Raw genomic sequence first — 16,733 nt, 5'->3', positions numbered from 1 at the left:
TGGTCAGCTGCCGTCTCGGTTCTTGCGGTCAGCCTCGGCTTTCAAGATCGCGACCACGAATAGGATCGAGGCCGCAAACAGAACGAGCATTTCCCCCACGTCCCCCAGAAACGCGCTCCCCGCGAAGGCACCGAGGGCGACGTTTGCGAAATAGATCGCGAAGACGATGATCGATGCGGCAAGAAACATGACGGAGGCTCCTGAGTGAGTCGGCTCGGCGTTCAGTGTAAGCGCTTACACGATTTTTGCAAGCGCTTACATTTTCTATGTTTCAATGACTTGCGATGTGCTAAGAAAGAACCGGAGCAAAGGTGAGGCCGTAGATGCCGCGACCCAAGGCAGCCGCCACGCTTGACGATGTGGCAAGGAAGGCGGGCGTATCGACCGCAACCGTGTCGCGGTGTCTCAATGCGCCCGAGCGGGTGGTCAAAGCCACTCGGGAAAAGGTGATGTCCGCGGTCCGGGACCTCGACTATACACCCAATTTCGCAGCGAGGGTGATGGCGGCCAAGCGCAGCTTTACCATTGGCGCAATCATTCCGACGATGGACAACGCCATCTTCGCGCGCGGTCTGCAGGCCTTTCAGGAAGAGTTGCACGCCCATGGCTATACGATGCTGGTCTCGAGTTCGGCCTACCGGCCGGAGGCAGAAGAAGAGCAGATCAGAACCCTGCTTGCCCGGGGCGCCGACGGCCTCCTGTTGATCGGCCACGATCGCGAGACAGCGGTCTACGACTATCTGGAACGGCAGATGAAACCGGTTGTCGCCGCCTGGTCCTACAGGGCCGATGGTCGCATCCCTTCGGTGGGCTTCGACAACCGCACTTCGATGCGCGCACTGGCCGAGGAAGTCATCAAGCTGGGCCACCGCAACATCGCGATGATCTCGGGCATCAGCCAAGGCAACGACCGCGCGCGGCTGCGAATCGACGGGCTTCGCGACGCGATGCGCGCCCACGGACTTGACGCGGATGCCCTGCCCCTCATCGAGACCCGCTACGAGATCGAAAGCGGATCGGAAGCCTTTTCCGAACTGATGTCGGCCCCGCAGCGCCCCAGCGCGGTGCTTTGCGGCAACGACGTTCTTGCCGTTGGCGCACTGCTGGCAGCGCGGAGGATGGGTCTGCGGGTGCCGCAGGATGTCTCGGTGACGGGTTTCGACGACATAGAACTGGCGCAGATCGCGCAGCCTGCGCTGACGACGGTCCACGTGCCACACCGGGAAATGGGGCGCCGGGCCGCTCTTGCGCTGATCGAGATGATCGAGAGCGAGGGCAAGGGTACTTCGGTGAACCTTCCCACGTTCATCGAGATGCGCGACTCACTGGGTCCGTCCCCGTCACGCTAGGTGCGGTCAAGGACGCTAATGCTTGAGCCGCTCGACGATGCTTTGTGCGGTCACCGTGCCGAGCGTTTCGCCGCCCTCGACCACCCGCAGGACATCCGGCCCCTCGCTCAGCCGCTCGATAAGTTCCGCAACGGGCATTTCAACCGGCACGGCGGGCGCATCGCCATCCTCTGGCGCGCCCATGACATCGCGGGCTGTCAGAACGCCGAGCGGGTTCATGTTGGCCACGAATTCCGCCACGTATTGCGAGGCTGGGTTCGAGAAAATCTCGCGCGGGGTGCCAAGCTGGACGATGCGTCCGCCCTCCATGATGGCGATGCGACCGCCCAGCTTGAAGGCCTCGTCCAGATCATGGCTGACGAAGATGATCGTGCGCTTGAGATCGCGCTGCAGTTCGAGCAATTCGTCCTGAAGCCGCGTGCGGATCAGCGGGTCGAGCGCCGAGAACGGTTCGTCCATCAGAAGGATCGGCGCCTCGGTCACGAAGGCACGGGCGAGACCGACGCGCTGCTGCATGCCGCCCGACAACTCGCCCACCTTGCGGTCCGCCCAGTCGGACAGGCCCACCAGCGCCAACTGCTTGTCCGCCCTTTCCAGCCGCTCCCGCTTGGGCACGTCCGACAATTCCAGAGCCAGCGCCACGTTGTCGCGCACCGTGCGCCAGGGCAGCAAGCCGAACTGCTGAAACACCATCGACACACATTCCCGTCGCACCCGCCGCAGATCGGAGGCAGAGCATTCCTGCACATTGGCCGACCATTTCCCGTCGTTGACCACCACATGCCCCCGCACGACCGGGTTGAGCCCGTTCACCGCGCGCAACAGCGTGGACTTGCCCGACCCGGACAGCCCCATAAGCACCAGGATTTCGCCCTCCCCCACCTCCAGCGAGCAATTGTGCACGCCCAGCACCTGCCCGGTCTCGGCCTGTATCTCGGCGCGCGACTGGCCAGCGTCCATCAGGGGAAGCGCTTTCCCGGGATCGTCCCCGAACACAATGGAGACGTCGTGAAACTCGACCGCGTTCGTCATTTCTCGCCCACCCGCAGCATGCGATCCAGCATGATGGCCACGACCACGATGATCAGACCGCTTTCAAACCCGAGCCCGGTGTTCACCTGGTTGAGCGCACGTACCACCGGCACGCCCAGCCCGTCTGCGCCCACCAGCGCGGCAATGACCACCATCGAGAGCGACAGCATGATCGTCTGGTTCAGCCCTGTCATAATCTGCGGCAAGGCGTAGGGCAGTTCGATCTTCCACAAGGTCTGACTGGGCTTGGCGCCAAAGGCCTGCGCAGCCTCCAAGAGCGCCTTGGGGGTGGAGGAGATGCCAAGCTGTGTCAGCCGGATTGGCGCAGGCAGCACGAAGATCACTGTGGCGATGAGGCCCGGCACCATACCGATGCCAAAAAAGACAATGGCCGGGATCAGGTAAACGAAGGTGGGCAGCGTCTGCATCAGGTCTAGCACCGGGCGCATGAACCGGTAGAGCCTTGGACGATGCGCGGCGGCGATCCCGATGGGCACCCCGACGCCCATGCAGACCACGCAGGCCGACAGCACCAGCGTCAGGCTTTCGGTGGTTTCTTCCCAGTAGTCCTGGTTGAGGATGAAGAGGAACCCCAGCACCACGAAGACCACCGTTTTCCAGTTGCGCTGGATCAGCCAGGTCAGGCCGGCAAACAGGGCGATGATGATCAGAGGATGCGGCGTTTGCAGCACCCAGAGGATCGCGTCGACCAATCGCTCCATCACTGCGGCGAGCCCGTCGAAAAACCAGCCCGCGTTGATCAACAGCCACTCGAAAGCCGCCTCGGCCATATCGTCGATGGGCACCTTGTTCTCGGTCAGCCAGTCCATCCGTTGCGCCCCACCCTTCGGTCATTCAAAAAAGTGCCCGCCCCGCGCAACGGGACGGGCATTTGTCGGCCATCGGCCGTTGTTACTCCATTGCGGCCTTGACGGCCGCCATGGCGTCGCCGCCGTCCCGGGTGGTCACACCGTCGAGCCACCCCCCCACGATATCGGCATTCGCCTTGAGCCAGGACCCCGCCGCCTCTTCGGGGTCCTGCCCGTCATCGAGGATCGCGCCCATGATCTCGTTCTCCATGGCCAACGTGAACTCCATGTTCTGCAAGAGCTTTCCGACGTTCGGGCATTCCGTGACATAGCCCGCGCGGGTGTTGGTGTAGACCGTCGCGCCGCCCAGATCGGGGCCGAAGAAATCGTCACCGCCCTCCAGATAGGTCAGCTCGAAGTTGGCGTTCATCGGATGCGGCTCCCAGCCCAGAAAGACGATCGGATCGCCCTTGCGGGTGGCGCGCTGCACCTGTGCCAGCATCCCCTGTTCGGAGGATTCGACCACCTCAAAGTCTTTCAGACCGAAGGCATCGCCGTCGATCATCGACTGGATTAGGCGGTTGCCGTCGTTGCCAGGCTCGATCCCGTAGATCTTGCCTTCAAGGGCATCGAGCTGTGCGGCGATGTCGCCAAAAGACGCAATCCCCATGTCGGCAGCCGCCTTGTTGACCGCCAGCGTGTACTTGGCGCCCTGCAGGTTTGCACGCACCGTGTCGACGGTTCCAGCTTCCCTATAGGGCGCGATGTCAGCCTCCATCGTGGGCATCCAATTGCCCAGGAAAACGTCGATATCGCCGTTCGCCATCGAGGTATAGGTCACCGGCACGGACAGGATCTTGGTCTCGGTCTCGTAGCCCAGCGCGTCCAGTACAACAGAAGCAGCCGCGGTCGTCGCGGTGATATCGGTCCAACCCACGTCCGAGAAGGTGACTTTGTCGCAGCCTTCGGCGGCCGCCATCGTGCCGATGCTCAGCGCAAGGGCGGTAGAGGCAAGCAAGCGTTTCATTTGAATGGTCTCCCCATGATCTTTTTTTGTGATGGACCGAATAGACCGCGAAAGGGCTTATCAATGCAACTGGAAAGACCAAAGGCCCATGGTCCGTTTACCCAACGGAGACCGATTGACGCGGCGATCAGGAATTGAGTTTTCCGGTCAGACTGTTACGGTGCGTCCAGCCAAAACGAGGGACAGATCGGATGACGCTTGCGTCTAACAGCTCAGAGTTCACATCTTGTTCGGACTGCAACATCAGGTATCGCGCCGTTTGCGCCACCTGTGACGCGGATGAACTCCGCAAGCTGGAGGATATCAAGTACTACCGGACCTTCGACGCAGGCCAGCAAATCATGTTCGAGGGCGACGACATGCACTTCGTTGCTTCCGTTGTTTCGGGCGCCGCGCGCCTGTCGCGCACGCTGCCGGACGGGCGGCTGCAGATGCTCGGTCTTTTGCTGCCCTCGGACTTTATCGGTCGTCCCGGCCGCGACAGGGTCATGTACGATGTCGAGGCGATCCAGAAGGTGACGCTGTGCTGCTTCCGCCGCAAGCCCTTCGAACAGCTTGTCGAGACCACACCGCACATCGGTCAGCGTCTGCTGGCCATGTCGCTCGATGAACTCGACGTGGCGCGCGAGTGGATGATGCTTCTGGGCCGCAAGACCGCGCGGGAGAAGATCACATGCCTTCTTTCCCTGATTGGACGGCGCACTGCGTCCTTGCACCTGCAACCGATTGCCGACGGTCTTTCCTTCGAGATGCCCATGTCGCGCGAGGCGATGGGCGACTACCTCGGCCTGACCATCGAGACGGTCAGCCGCCAGATGACCGCCCTGCGCAAGGACGGTATCATCGAGCTTGAAGGCAGCCGCACGATCACCATCCCAGATCTGGCCGTCCTGATGGCCGAGACAGGTGACGACACCGACGGTGGCCTGCTGGTCTGAGCCAACCCTTTTCTTAGTGTGCCATGAATACAGGGGTTTCCGCCCCCAGCAGGACGTCGCGTGTCGTGCCGCCAAAGATCGCCTGCCGCAGGCGGGAATGCCCGTAGGCCCCCATCACGATCATCTCGCAGCCCAATTCCTGAGCCCGGCGTCCGAGGGTGGCCGAAATGCTGTTGTCAGTGCGGTTGCAAACCGAAACCTCGCATCTCACCCCGTGGCGCGCCAGGAATTGCGCAAAGGCCCCGCCGGGGTCCGACCGGTCGGGCGCGTCCTTTGGCGGGTCCACGATCACCACGTGCACATAGGCGCGTTCCGAGATCAGGGGCAGCGCCTGCCGGGCCGCCCGCAGGGCCGCGGCGCTTTCGTCCCAGGAGATCATCACCTTGCGCGGCGGCGCGGAAAGATCGGTACCGGCAGGCAAAAGCAACAGCGGCGCATCGGCATCGAAGAGAATCGTTTCGGCCAGCATGCGCGTCTGCTCGGGGCTTTCGGTTTCTGCAAGTCGCTGCTGGATCACCAGATCGCTGAACCTTGTGTGACGAACGATCTCAGCGGTGCCGCTTGCTGCCGGCGTAGCGATGGATTGCACGTGCCAGCGAATATCCTCGCGCCCAAGCCGCTCCGAGACCTGTTCCTCAAGCGCCATCGCCCGCGCCCGGGCATCCTCCATCCCGACACCGACCGGCAAGCCCTCAAGCGCTGAGGGCATCAGGGCCGCCTGATCCATTCCGGTCACAAGCACCAGCACATGCAGGTGCGCGTCCATCGCCCGCGCAAAGCCCGTTGCGGCGGCCAGATGCTGGTCCAGCTGGCTCTCGTCTGAGATGATGGTTGTAACCGTCTGAATTGACATGGGTTTCCTCTCCCGAACGCATTTCCCTCGACTTTGCCGGTCTGCCCCGGTGCCGTCTTTGACCTTGCCCAAGAAGAAAACCAAAGACCTTTGATCTCGATCAAAGACCCTAAAGAACTCCTTTGAAAGATACGAGCGAAAGCGAACAACCCACCCGTGCGCTCTCAGGCTGTGCGCGGGTGAAAGAAGGGACAGCATGATGACGTCTGACTATTTCAAACTCATAGCATTGGGGGTGATCGCCGTCTTCGCGGCGCTTGCCGCCGACTGGGGGCGTGACCTGGCCTATCAGGTTCACGCGCTGCTGATCATGTTCATCGCGGCAGGTATGTTCATCTGGACGCTCCGGCACACCGATGAACCGGCGCGCATTGATGCCGATGCCAACGGATACATGGACGACGTGGTCCGCGCCGGGGTGATCGCCACGGCATTCTGGGGCATCGTGGGCTTCCTCGCCGGAACCTACATCGCCTTCCAGCTGGCCTTTCCGGCGCTCAATCTCGAATGGGCGCAACCCTATGCGAACTTCGGACGGCTTCGGCCCATCCACACTTCGGCGGTGATTTTCGCATTTGGGGGCAACGCGCTCCTGATGTCGTCTTTCTACATCGTGCAGCGCACCTGCGGGACGCGACTCTGGGGCGGCAACCTGCGCTGGTTCGTTTTCTGGGGGTACCAGCTCTTTATCGTGCTGGCCGCGACCGGCTACCTGCTGGGCTCGACCCAATCCAAGGAATATGCCGAGCCCGAGTGGTACATCGACATCTGGCTGACCATCGTCTGGGTGGCCTTCCTTGCGATTTACATGGGCACGCTGATCAACCGGAAGGAAAAGCACATCTACGTGGCCAACTGGTTCCTGCTGTCCTTCATCATCACTACCGCGATGCTGCACCTCGTGAACAACCTCTCGCTGCCGGTCAGCATCTGGGGATCGAAGTCGGTGCAGGTCTTTGCCGGTGTGCAGGACGCCATGACACAGTGGTGGTACGGCCATAACGCCGTGGGCTTCTTCCTGACAGCGGGCTTTCTGGGCATGATGTACTACTTCGTGCCCAAGCAGGCCGAGCGTCCGGTTTTCAGCTACAAGCTGTCGATCATTCACTTCTGGGCGCTGATCTTTCTCTACATCTGGGCGGGTCCGCACCACCTGCACTACACCGCTCTCCCTGACTGGGCGTCCACGCTCGGCATGGTCTTCTCGATCATCCTGTGGATGCCCAGCTGGGGCGGTATGATCAACGGCCTGATGACGCTGAACGGCGCATGGGACAAGCTGAGGACCGATCCGATCATCCGGATGATGGTCATTTCCCTCGCCTTCTACGGCATGTCGACCTTCGAAGGGCCGATGATGTCGATCCGCGCCGTGAACTCGCTGTCGCATTACACCGACTGGACCATCGGCCACGTGCACTCCGGTGCCCTCGGCTGGAACGGCATGATCACCTTCGCCGCGCTCTACTTCCTGACACCGCGCCTCTGGGGCCGTGCGCAGATGTATTCGATGGCCGCGATCAACTGGCACTTCTGGCTCGCCACCATCGGCATCGTCCTCTACGCGGCGTCCATGTGGGTGACCGGCATCATGGAAGGCCTGATGTGGCGTGAAGTCGATGCGCAGGGCTTCCTCGTGAACTCCTTCGCTGACACCGTGGCTGCGAAGTTCCCGATGTACATCGTGCGTGGGCTTGGCGGGGTCATGTATCTCACCGGCGGGCTGATCATGGTCTGGAACCTCTGGATGACCATCCGCAGCGGGGAGCGTGTGACCGCCCCCGTGGGTGTCCCGGCTGAATAAGGATCAAGGATATGTCTGATACTGATAACAATCCCTCGACCAAAGGCATCCTCGGCAAGCACGGGATGATCGAACGCTCGGCCACCCTGCTGATGGTTCTGTCCCTGCTGGTTGTCACCGTCGGCGGCATCGTGGAGATCGCGCCTCTCTTCTACCTCGAGAACACGATCGAGGAAGTGGACGGGATGCGCCCCTACACGCCTCTCGAGCTTGCTGGCCGTGACGTCTACATCCGCGAGGGCTGCTATGTCTGTCACAGCCAGATGGTCCGGCCGATGCGCGACGAGGTGGACCGTTACGGCCACTACTCCCTTGCGGCCGAAAGCATGTACGACCACCCGTTCCAGTGGGGCTCCAAAAGGACGGGTCCGGACATGGCGCGCGTGGGCGGGCGGTACTCCGACGCCTGGCACGTCGACCACCTGATGGACCCGCAGTCCGTGGTGCCTGAATCGATCATGCCCAAGTATGCCTTCCTCGCCGATACCAAGATCGAGGGCACGCATATAGAGGAATTGCTCGCCACGCACCGCGCCGTGGGTGTGCCCTACACCGACGAGATGCTGGAGAACGCAAGCCTCGACTTCTACGCACAGGCCGATCCCGACAGCGATTTCGACGGGCTGATCGAGCGCTACGGCGAGACGGCGAACGTGCGCAACTTCGATGGCCAGCCCGAGCTGACCGAGATGGACGCGCTGATCGCCTACCTGCAGATGCTGGGCACGCTGGTGGACTTCTCCACCTTCACGCCCGACGCCAGCCGGTAAGGAGGAAGAGCCATGGATACCTATTCGTGGATGCGCGAATTCGCGGACAGCTGGATGCTTCTTGCCATGACGCTGTTCTTCCTCGGCGTGATCGTCTGGGCCTTCCGGCCCGGCAGCAAGGCCACCCATCGCGACACGGCTAACATTCCGTTCCGCAATGAAACCATCCCGGCCCGCGACGACGACACGGGCAGCGCAGGCCGGTCCGATACCCTCAAGATGGGAGACGCCTCATGAGCGACCCGAACAAGAACAAACCCGTCGATGACGTCACCGGCACCGAGACCACGGGCCACACCTGGGACGGCATTGAGGAACTGAACTCTCCCCTGCCGCGCTGGTGGCTCTGGACCTTCTACGCTACGGTGATCTGGGGCATCGCCTACACGATCGCCTACCCCGCCTGGCCCATGGTCAGCGGTGCGACGGCTGGGCTTCTGGGCTACTCCACCCGCGGCGAGGTGGCCCGCGATATCGACGCCTTCCGCGAGGCAAGTGCGGCGCGCGATTCCCAGCTGGCCGAGGCCGACCTCGTGACACTCGCTTCGACGAACGAGGACCTCTACCGCTACGCGGTCTCTTCGGGCGCGGCGGTCTTCCGCAACAACTGCTCTCAGTGTCACGGCTCGGGTGCGGCTGGGGCCAAGGGCTACCCCAACCTGCTCGACGATGATTGGCTCTGGGGCGGCACGCATGAGGCCATCGCCTACACGGTCCGCCACGGCATCCGCAACGACGAGGACGACGACGCACGGTACTCCGAGATGCCCGCCTACGGCGAGATCCTCTCGGAAGAGGAAATCGCGGCGCTTGTCGAGCATGTCCGCAGCCTGTCCGGCATGGAGCATGACGAGGCGCTCGCTGCCTCGGCAGTCGAGAACTTCACCGACAATTGCACCGCCTGTCACGGCGACAACGGCATGGGCAACGTCGATCTCGGCGCACCAAACCTGACCGATGCCATCTGGCTCTACGGCGGTGACCGCGAAGCGCTGACCGAGACGATCACGAACGCCCGTTTCGGCGTGATGCCGCCCTGGGGGCCGCCGCGCCTGACCGAGGCGCAGGTGCAGGCGGTGGCGACCTACGTGCACCAGTTGGGTGGCGGCCAGACCGACGCCGGCAACTGATAGCGAATACGTCAAGCGGTTCTGTTCGCACCAATCCCGTTTGACGTTAGGGGTGCCTGTCAAAAGGCACCCCTCCTTTTTTCCGAGACGCTGCGTCAGGGCCGTCCCCCTTGACCCAGATCAAAGCCCCGGAGCCGCGTCCTTGGCATCAAGCAGGGGCGAACAGAAACCAGGAGCCGATAATGGCTGACACCCCTCCCTCCCTCTATGCGGCCCGCGAGCCGATCTTTCCGCGCCGCGTCACTGGCTTCTTCCGCACCCTGAAATGGTGGATTCTCGGCATCACGCTGGGCATCTACTACCTGCTGCCTTGGGTCCGCTGGGACCGTGGTCCGAACATGCCGGATCAGGCGGTGCTGGCCGATATTGCCAGCCGCCGGTTCTTCTTCTTCTGGATCGAAATCTGGCCGCATGAGTTCTACTTCGTCGCGGGCCTGCTGATCATGGCCGGTCTTGGCCTGTTCCTTTTCACCTCGGCCCTCGGCCGCGTCTGGTGCGGCTACGCCTGCCCGCAAACCGTCTGGACAGATCTCTTCCTGCTGGTCGAGCGCTGGATCGAAGGCGACCGCAACGCGCGCATCCGTCTGCACCGGTCCAAGTGGGATCTGCATAAATGGACGCTTCGGGTGAGCAAATGGATTGTCTGGCTGCTGATCTCGGTGGCAACGGGCGGTGCCTGGGTCTTCTATTTCACCGATGCGCCGACGCTGGCGGTGAACCTCGTCACCTTCGATGCACCCTATGTCGCATATGCCTCCATCGGCATCCTGACCGCGACCACCTTCATCTTCGGCGGCTTCATGCGCGAGCAGGTCTGCATCTACATGTGTCCCTGGCCGCGCATCCAGGCCGCGATGATGGATGAAGGCACGCTGACGGTGGGCTATCGCGACTGGCGGGGCGAGCCGCGCGGCAAGCACCGCAAGGGCGCGCGCGCGGCGGCAAGCTCCGCCACCGCGACAGCCTATGCCGAGGCGGACGTCCCGGACATCGAGCCCATGGGCGATTGCATCGACTGCATGGCCTGCGTGAACGTCTGCCCGATGGGCATCGACATCCGCGACGGCCAGCAGCTGGAATGCATCACCTGTGCCCTCTGCATCGATGCCTGCAACGAGATCATGGACAAGATCGGCAAGCCGCGTGGGCTGATCGACTACCTCGCGCTCGACGATGTGCCGCCGACGGTGCGGGGCGATCTGGCCGCCGTGCGTCCGCTGGGCACCGAGGCGGTCGATCCGGCGCCGACCGTCTCCGTCCCGGTTGAGGGCCGCACTGCCGATGCCCCGATGGGCAACCCCGACCCGACCATCGCGGTCGCCAGCACCGAATGGAAGCCCAAGCCTGTCTGGAAGCACATCTTCCGCACGCGCACCATGATCTACACCGCGCTATGGTCGATCGTGGGGATCGGACTGATCGTTGCGCTCTTTATCCGCTCCGATATTGAGCTCACGGTCTCTCCCGTACGCAACCCGACCTACGTGATGCAGAGCGACGGGTCGATCCGTAACATCTACGACGTGCGCCTGCGCAACAAATCCGGCGACGACCGCCTGTTCCACCTTTCGCTCACCTCCGAGGAAACCCTGCGGATCGAGCTGGAAGGCACGCCCGAGCTAAGCGTGACCGTCCCCGCCAACGAAACCCTCCTGCAGCGCGTCTACGTCACCGCCCGCCCGCAGGACCCTGCGGCCTCGGCCGACCGCACCGACCTGCGGCTCTGGGTCGAGGACCTTGAAACCCAGTCACGCGCCAGCAGCGCCACCATCTTCAACGGAAGAGGAGAGAACGGATGAAACGCACCCTGAACGGCTGGCACGTGCTGGCGATCTTCGGCGGCTGTTTCGGCATCATCATCGCGGTGAACCTGACCCTCGCCTTCCAGGCCGTCTCGACCTTTCCGGGCCTGGTGACCAAGAATTCCTACGTCGCCAGCCAGAAATTCGAGGCCGAGCGCGATGCGCAGGACGCCCTTGGCTGGACCCTCGCAACGGAGATTTCCGGCGACACGCTCACCGTGGCGATTACCGATACGGCCGGTCGCCCCGTGCGCCCCGCCGAGGTCAAGGCCACACTGGGCCGCGCCACCCATGTGGCAGAGGATATCATTCCGGATTTCGAGTGGAACGGCATCGCCCTGACCGCCACTGCCCCCGTTGCGCCCGGCTACTGGACGCTCTGGCTGGAAATGAAGGCCGAAGACGGCACGCCCTTCCGCCGCCGCATACCTCTGACCGTGGAGAAGGACGCCTCGTGACCCTCGCGGAAAACCCAAGGCTTGCCGCCTGCCCCGGTTGCATCGCCGATCCGCTTCCGCGCGGACAGGCTTCGGCGCAGCCGGGCGAGACCCTGATGCTCTCCCTGCCCGGCATTCATTGCGCCGCCTGCATCGCGTCGGTCGAGCGCGGCCTGCTGTCGCGCGATGACGTCTATCAGGCGCGGGTGAACCTGAACCGCAAGCAGGTCACGATCACCCATGCGCCGATGACAACGCCCGAAGACCTGATCGACCACCTTGGAAGCATCGGCTTCGAGGCGCCCCTTCTGGACACCGACGCCCTGGGCCAGACCGGCGATGCGGCAGGCCGCGCGCTGCTCATCCGTATAGCCATCGCCGGTTTCGCGATGATGAACGTCATGCTGATGTCTGTCGCCGTCTGGTCCGGCGCGGGCGATGCCACGCGCACGCTGTTCCACTGGATATCCGCCGCCATCACCCTGCCGACGATCCTCTACGCAGGACAGCCGTTCTTCCGCAACGCCTGGACAGCCCTGCGCGTTGGGCGGCTCAACATGGACGTGCCGATCTCTCTGGCCCTGATCCTCGCCTGCGGCATGTCGCTTTACGAGACCGCAGCGGGCGGGCATGAGGCCTATTTCGACGCCGCCCTGTCACTGACCTTCTTCCTGCTCTGCGGCCGCTATCTCGATCACCGCTGCCGCAGCAGCGCGCGGTCCGCCGCGCAGGAGCTTGCGGCACTTGAGGTGCCCCGCGTTACCCGCAAGACCGCCCAAGGACGCGAGACCGTGGCCCTTGCCGAAACCCGGATCGGGGACGAGATCATCGTTCTGCCCGGCGCTCGGATGCCGGTCGATGGGGTCGTCACCGAAGGCACCAGCAACCTCGATCGCGCACTTCTGACGGGTGAAAGCCTGCCCGTCGCTGCCGAGGTCGGCACCGAGGTGAATGCGGGCGAGGTCAACCTGACCGGCCCCCTCACCATCCGCGCCACCGCCGTGGGCGACGACACCAGCCTGCGTCGCATGGTCACGATGATCGACGCGGCCGAATCCGCACGCAACAAATACACCGCCTTGGCAGACCGGGCGGCTGGGGTCTATGCGCCGGTCGTGCACCTGCTGGCGCTTGGGGCCTTCATCGCTTGGTTCTGGGCGGCGGGTGACGCGCGGCTGGCGCTCAACATTGCCATCGCCACGCTGATCATCACTTGCCCCTGCGCCCTGGGACTCGCCGTCCCCGCCGTTTCCACCGCCGCCGCCAGCCGTCTTTTCCGCGAGGGTTTGCTCGTCAAGAACGGCACCGCGATGGAGCGGATCGCGGAGACCAACGTGGTGGTTTTCGACAAGACCGGTACGCTGACCGAGGGACAGCTTGAGGTAGATGCGCTGGACGGGATGCCCGCCGAACACCGCGACGTGGCCCTCGCCCTCGCGCAAAGCTCCACCCACCCCGTCGCGCGCGCGCTTTCCATCGGTCTTGCCGCGAACGGCGCAAAAGCCGCGACACTCGACCGGATCGAGGAACGCCCTGGCGCGGGTCTCACGGCATTGTGGAATGGCAAGGAGGTCTGCCTTGGCTCTGCTGATTTGGCCGACGCCCTGTCTACGCACCTGCCAGGCGCATGGCTGAAAATCGGTGACAGCCCGGCGCATCACCTGACGCTGCGCGCCAGCCTGCGCAAAGGTGCGGCGGAAATGGCAGCAACGCTGCGCGCGAAGGGCACAGAAATGCACCTGATCTCAGGTGACACCGAAGCCGCAACCCGCGCTGTTGCCGACGATTTGGGCATCTCGCATTGGCGCGCCGGGCAAAGCCCCGCCGACAAGATCGCCTATCTCGAAGGCCTGGCCAACGATGGACGCAAGGTGCTGATGGTGGGCGACGGGCTCAATGACACCGGCGCACTCGCGGCTGCCTATGCCTCCCTCGCCCCCGCCTCCGCCGCCGACGCAGCGCGCGCGGCCTCGGACGTCGTGCTCCTCGGGTCAAGCCTTGCTCCCTTGCCCGATCTCATTGCCACCTCGCGCAGCGCCAAGCGGCGTATCCTCGAAAACTTCGGCATCGCCGCAGGCTACAACGCGCTGGTGATCCCGCTGGCGGTCGCAGGATTCGTCACCCCGCTGCTCGCGGCCATCGCCATGTCCACGTCATCCATCACCGTGCTGCTTAACGCCCTGCGGCTGTCGCGAAAGGCCAATCTGTGAACGTCCTTGCGATCCTCATCCCCGTCTCCCTCGGCCTTGGTGGTCTTGGCCTTCTGGCCTTTCTCTGGAGCCTGAAGAACGATCAGTACGAGGACCTCGACGGCGCGGGCTGGCGCGTGTTGCTCGATGACGACGCGGCAAGGCCAGTTGACCAAGATCAAAGACGCGAAACGGATCAGGCGGGATAAAGACCGCATGTTGAGCTTCGATGATCTCAAGGCCCGTGGCCTTTTCGATGAGCGCCTCCCGCGCTACACCAGCTATCCGCCCGCGCCTGCGTTCCATGACGGCATGGGCGCAGCCTTTCAGGCCGAGGCCCTGGCAGCACTCGACCCGGGCGAACCGATATCGCTCTACCTCCACATCCCCTTCTGCGAGCGGCTTTGCTGGTTCTGCGCCTGCCGTACGCAGGGCGTCCGGTCCATTGCGCCGGTCGAGCACTACATTGGAACACTGGAAGCGGAACTTGCGCTGATCAAGGACCACCTTCCGGGACGCATTCGCGTCGGTCAGATGCACTGGGGCGGCGGCACGCCCACCATCCTGCCACCGGCATTGATCACGCGCCTGCGCAATGCGCTCGGCACCGTCTTCGACTTTGACCCGGACACCGAATTCTCCGTCGAGATCGACCCGACGCTGGTCGATGCCGATAAGGTCGTGGCATTGCGCGAAGCGGGCATGACCCGCGCCAGTATCGGCGTGCAAGACTTTGCCGAAGTCGTTCAGAATTGCATTGGACGCCTGCAGTCCTTTGAGCAGACCCGCGACGCCGTTGATCTGCTGCGCGCGGCCGGTATCGGTTCGCTGAATATCGACCTCGTGTACGGCCTGCCCTTCCAGTCGATCACCGGCTTCGGCAAGACGCTCGATCAGGTCTGCGCCCTCGATCCCGACCGCATCGCGCTTTTCGGCTACGCCCATGTGCCGCATATGGCCCAGCGCCAGAAACTCATCCCCGAGGCCGCCCTGCCCGACGACCGCGCGCGCTTTGCGTTGTTCAACAAAGCCACCGAGATGCTGACCGCGCACGGGCTCGCGCCCATCGGCATCGACCATTTCGCCAAGCCCGGGGACAGCATGGCCCAGGCCGCGCGCACCGGGCATCTGCGCCGCAATTTCCAGGGATACACCGTCGATGGCTGCGAAACCCTGCTGGGCCTCGGTGCCTCCTCGATTTCGAAATTCCGGGACGGTTTCGTGCAGAACACCGCACAAACCGGCCCCTACACGAAGCTCATCAAGGACGGCAGTCTCGCCGGAGCACGCGGCTACCGGCTGACCGAAGAGGACCGGCTGCGCAGCCGGGTGATCGAGATGCTCATGTGCGACTACGCCATCGACTTCGAGGAACTGGCACTGAGCGCGGCAGACATGGCGCTTCTCGCGCCTGGCCTCGCAGCTTTGCGCGCCGAATGCCGGGGGCTCATTACCGAGTCTCCCGGCCGGCTGTCATTGTCGCCCGAGGCACGCCCCCTGGTCCGCAGGCTCGCGCATTTCTTCGACACCTTCACCCTGCAGAACGTAGGCTTCTCGCGCGTGTCCTGAACACGCGGCGGGCTGCAGAAGCTCCTTGGCGATCATCATGTGCACCCCTTTTTCGCGGTTCACCGTCTGGGTGATCCGCAGATCAGCGGCGAGCGAACAGAACATGTAGGCCTCGGCTTTGCTGATCCCGACGCGGTCGCTGATGACGGTGATCATCCGTCGCAGCGCGATCTCGACCGCCTGATCAAGATCGGCGTGCATCCCCATGGTGATCAGATGTGCGGGCGTCTCGGCCTCCGGATAGGTCACGTCCATGTCCCGGCGCACTGTCAACCGGAACCTCCCTTGAAGCGCGGTCTCGATCGCCGTCACGCAGACCTCCCCGTCCCCCTGCACCCCGTGCCCGTCGCCACAAGAGAACAGCGCCCCCTCGGCATGGACTGGCAGATAAAGCGTACTGCCCGCCACCAGTTCCTTGTTGTCGAGGTTGCCGCCGTGCGCGCGCGGTTCGATGGTGGAAATGCGCCCCCAGCCGGGTGGCGGAGCGACGCCCATCACACCAAAGAACGGGCTGAGCGGTAATTCCAGTCCCCAGGGCATCGTCGCCACACCCCGCACCGAATCAAGGGGCAGGATCGTCAGATGCGTCTCGTCGAAATCGAGCGGCAAGGTGCCCGCGAGCGGACGCACGAAATTATACCCCCAGTCCTGGCGAAGCGAGACGTCGAGAATATCGACCTGCAAGACATCTCCGGGCCGCGCGCCCTTGACCGCGACAGGTCCCGTCAGGATATGCCCCGGCATCGGAGGCACACCTGTCTTGTGAATCTCCAGCAACTCCGGCGGAACATGGAAGCCTTCCTTCGGCACAACGGCCGGGGCGCCTGAGACGGTATTCACGGTGATTTCTCCGCCGCTCTCGATCTCGGCCACAGGGTTAAGCGCGGCATCGAAGAAGCCCCAGTGACAGGTTTCGGGGGAAGATTCGAGGATCATCGCAGGTCCTTTCCGTTCGTAGTTCTTCCGGTCTGTGCAAAGGCTGCCGGGCTTTCCTCGGCAGACTGCCCCGCAGGCGCGGGAAACC

17 protein-coding genes are annotated in these 16,733 nt (G+C 63.5%); 11 read left to right on the top strand and 6 right to left on the bottom strand.

The genetic code is table 11. The features are described 5' to 3' along the window. Nucleotides 1-3: 3 nt before the first annotated feature. The gene (locus tag AB2B41_RS17035) at nucleotides 4-189 is read right to left on the bottom strand and encodes a hypothetical protein (protein WP_367879020.1); all 186 of its coding nucleotides are present in this window, start codon (nucleotides 187-189) and stop codon (nucleotides 4-6) included. Between the two features lie 134 nt (nucleotides 190-323). Here AB2B41_RS17035 and AB2B41_RS17030 point away from each other — a divergent pair, with 134 nt between their 5' ends. Continuing rightward, nucleotides 324-1,349: a LacI family DNA-binding transcriptional regulator gene (locus AB2B41_RS17030; protein WP_367879019.1), complete on the top strand. Its 1,026-nt coding sequence runs from the start codon at nucleotides 324-326 to the stop codon at nucleotides 1,347-1,349. A gap of 15 nt (nucleotides 1,350-1,364) precedes the next feature. On the opposite strand, the gene choV is transcribed toward AB2B41_RS17030, so the two are convergent. The 3 genes from choV to AB2B41_RS17015 form a co-directional block, all read right to left on the bottom strand. Next, entirely contained in the window at nucleotides 1,365-2,381 is a 1,017-nt protein-coding gene (gene choV, locus AB2B41_RS17025) for a choline ABC transporter ATP-binding protein (RefSeq protein ID WP_367879018.1), read from the bottom strand. Continuing rightward, nucleotides 2,378-3,211: a choline ABC transporter permease subunit gene (gene choW, locus AB2B41_RS17020; protein ID WP_367879017.1), complete on the bottom strand. Its 834-nt coding sequence runs from the start codon at nucleotides 3,209-3,211 to the stop codon at nucleotides 2,378-2,380. Before choW ends, choV begins: the two co-directional genes overlap by 4 nt. Nucleotides 3,212-3,293: 82 nt before the next feature. Further along, nucleotides 3,294-4,217, bottom strand: a complete 924-nt coding sequence (locus AB2B41_RS17015) for a choline ABC transporter substrate-binding protein (protein ID WP_367879016.1) — start codon at nucleotides 4,215-4,217, stop codon at nucleotides 3,294-3,296. Between the two features lie 191 nt (nucleotides 4,218-4,408). Between AB2B41_RS17015 and fnrL the strand changes: the two genes are divergently transcribed. Then, nucleotides 4,409-5,155 (top strand): transcriptional regulator FnrL, encoded by a 747-nt coding sequence (gene fnrL, locus AB2B41_RS17010; protein ID WP_367879015.1) that lies wholly within the window; start codon nucleotides 4,409-4,411, stop codon nucleotides 5,153-5,155. A gap of 13 nt (nucleotides 5,156-5,168) precedes the next feature. On the opposite strand, the gene AB2B41_RS17005 is transcribed toward fnrL, so the two are convergent. After that, a complete protein-coding gene (locus AB2B41_RS17005) occupies nucleotides 5,169-6,008 on the bottom strand; it encodes a universal stress protein (protein ID WP_367879014.1) in 840 nt (279 codons plus the stop codon). 199 nt (nucleotides 6,009-6,207) lie between these two features. Here AB2B41_RS17005 and ccoN point away from each other — a divergent pair, with 199 nt between their 5' ends. The 9 genes from ccoN to hemN all read left to right on the top strand — a co-directional run bounded on the left by ccoN (nucleotide 6,208) and on the right by hemN (nucleotide 15,709). After that, on the top strand, nucleotides 6,208-7,812 hold the full coding sequence (gene ccoN / locus AB2B41_RS17000) for a cytochrome-c oxidase, cbb3-type subunit I (protein WP_367879013.1): 1,605 nt from the start codon (nucleotides 6,208-6,210) through the stop codon (nucleotides 7,810-7,812). Nucleotides 7,813-7,823: 11 nt separating this feature from the next. Then, nucleotides 7,824-8,582 (top strand): cytochrome-c oxidase, cbb3-type subunit II, encoded by a 759-nt coding sequence (ccoO, locus tag AB2B41_RS16995; protein ID WP_367879012.1) that lies wholly within the window; start codon nucleotides 7,824-7,826, stop codon nucleotides 8,580-8,582. A 12-nt stretch (nucleotides 8,583-8,594) separates the two neighbouring features. Further along, nucleotides 8,595-8,819, top strand: coding sequence for a cbb3-type cytochrome c oxidase subunit 3 (locus AB2B41_RS16990; protein WP_367879011.1), 225 nt, complete (start codon nucleotides 8,595-8,597; stop codon nucleotides 8,817-8,819). Next, nucleotides 8,816-9,712: a cytochrome-c oxidase, cbb3-type subunit III gene (gene ccoP / locus AB2B41_RS16985; protein WP_367879010.1), complete on the top strand. Its 897-nt coding sequence runs from the start codon at nucleotides 8,816-8,818 to the stop codon at nucleotides 9,710-9,712. Before AB2B41_RS16990 ends, ccoP begins: the two co-directional genes overlap by 4 nt. 182 nt (nucleotides 9,713-9,894) lie before the next feature. After that, nucleotides 9,895-11,511: a cytochrome c oxidase accessory protein CcoG gene (ccoG, locus tag AB2B41_RS16980; RefSeq protein ID WP_367879009.1), complete on the top strand. Its 1,617-nt coding sequence runs from the start codon at nucleotides 9,895-9,897 to the stop codon at nucleotides 11,509-11,511. Next, nucleotides 11,508-11,972 carry a FixH family protein gene (locus AB2B41_RS16975; protein WP_367879008.1) on the top strand — a complete coding sequence of 155 codons (465 nt, stop codon included), beginning with the start codon at nucleotides 11,508-11,510 and terminating at the stop codon, nucleotides 11,970-11,972. The genes ccoG and AB2B41_RS16975 overlap by 4 nt, the downstream gene beginning before the upstream one ends. Continuing rightward, nucleotides 11,969-14,161 (top strand): heavy metal translocating P-type ATPase, encoded by a 2,193-nt coding sequence (locus AB2B41_RS16970; RefSeq protein WP_367879007.1) that lies wholly within the window; start codon nucleotides 11,969-11,971, stop codon nucleotides 14,159-14,161. Before AB2B41_RS16975 ends, AB2B41_RS16970 begins: the two co-directional genes overlap by 4 nt. Further along, nucleotides 14,158-14,349: a cbb3-type cytochrome oxidase assembly protein CcoS gene (gene ccoS / locus AB2B41_RS16965; RefSeq protein ID WP_367879006.1), complete on the top strand. Its 192-nt coding sequence runs from the start codon at nucleotides 14,158-14,160 to the stop codon at nucleotides 14,347-14,349. The genes AB2B41_RS16970 and ccoS overlap by 4 nt, the downstream gene beginning before the upstream one ends. Nucleotides 14,350-14,356: 7 nt before the next feature. Beyond that, a complete protein-coding gene (gene hemN / locus AB2B41_RS16960; protein WP_367879005.1) occupies nucleotides 14,357-15,709 on the top strand; it encodes an oxygen-independent coproporphyrinogen III oxidase in 1,353 nt (450 codons plus the stop codon). On the opposite strand, the gene AB2B41_RS16955 is transcribed toward hemN, so the two are convergent. Then, the gene (locus AB2B41_RS16955) at nucleotides 15,614-16,645 is read right to left on the bottom strand and encodes an acetamidase/formamidase family protein (RefSeq protein ID WP_367879004.1); all 1,032 of its coding nucleotides are present in this window, start codon (nucleotides 16,643-16,645) and stop codon (nucleotides 15,614-15,616) included. The genes hemN and AB2B41_RS16955 overlap by 96 nt on opposite strands. Between the last annotated feature and the right edge of the window lie 88 nt (nucleotides 16,646-16,733).

The sequence above is a fragment of the Sulfitobacter sediminis genome, assembly GCF_040811725.1.
Classification (GTDB): Bacteria; Pseudomonadota; Alphaproteobacteria; order Rhodobacterales; family Rhodobacteraceae; genus Sulfitobacter; species Sulfitobacter sediminis.
The sequence above is the reverse complement of the archived record's forward strand: the minus strand, read 5'-3'. Positions and strand labels throughout refer to the sequence as shown.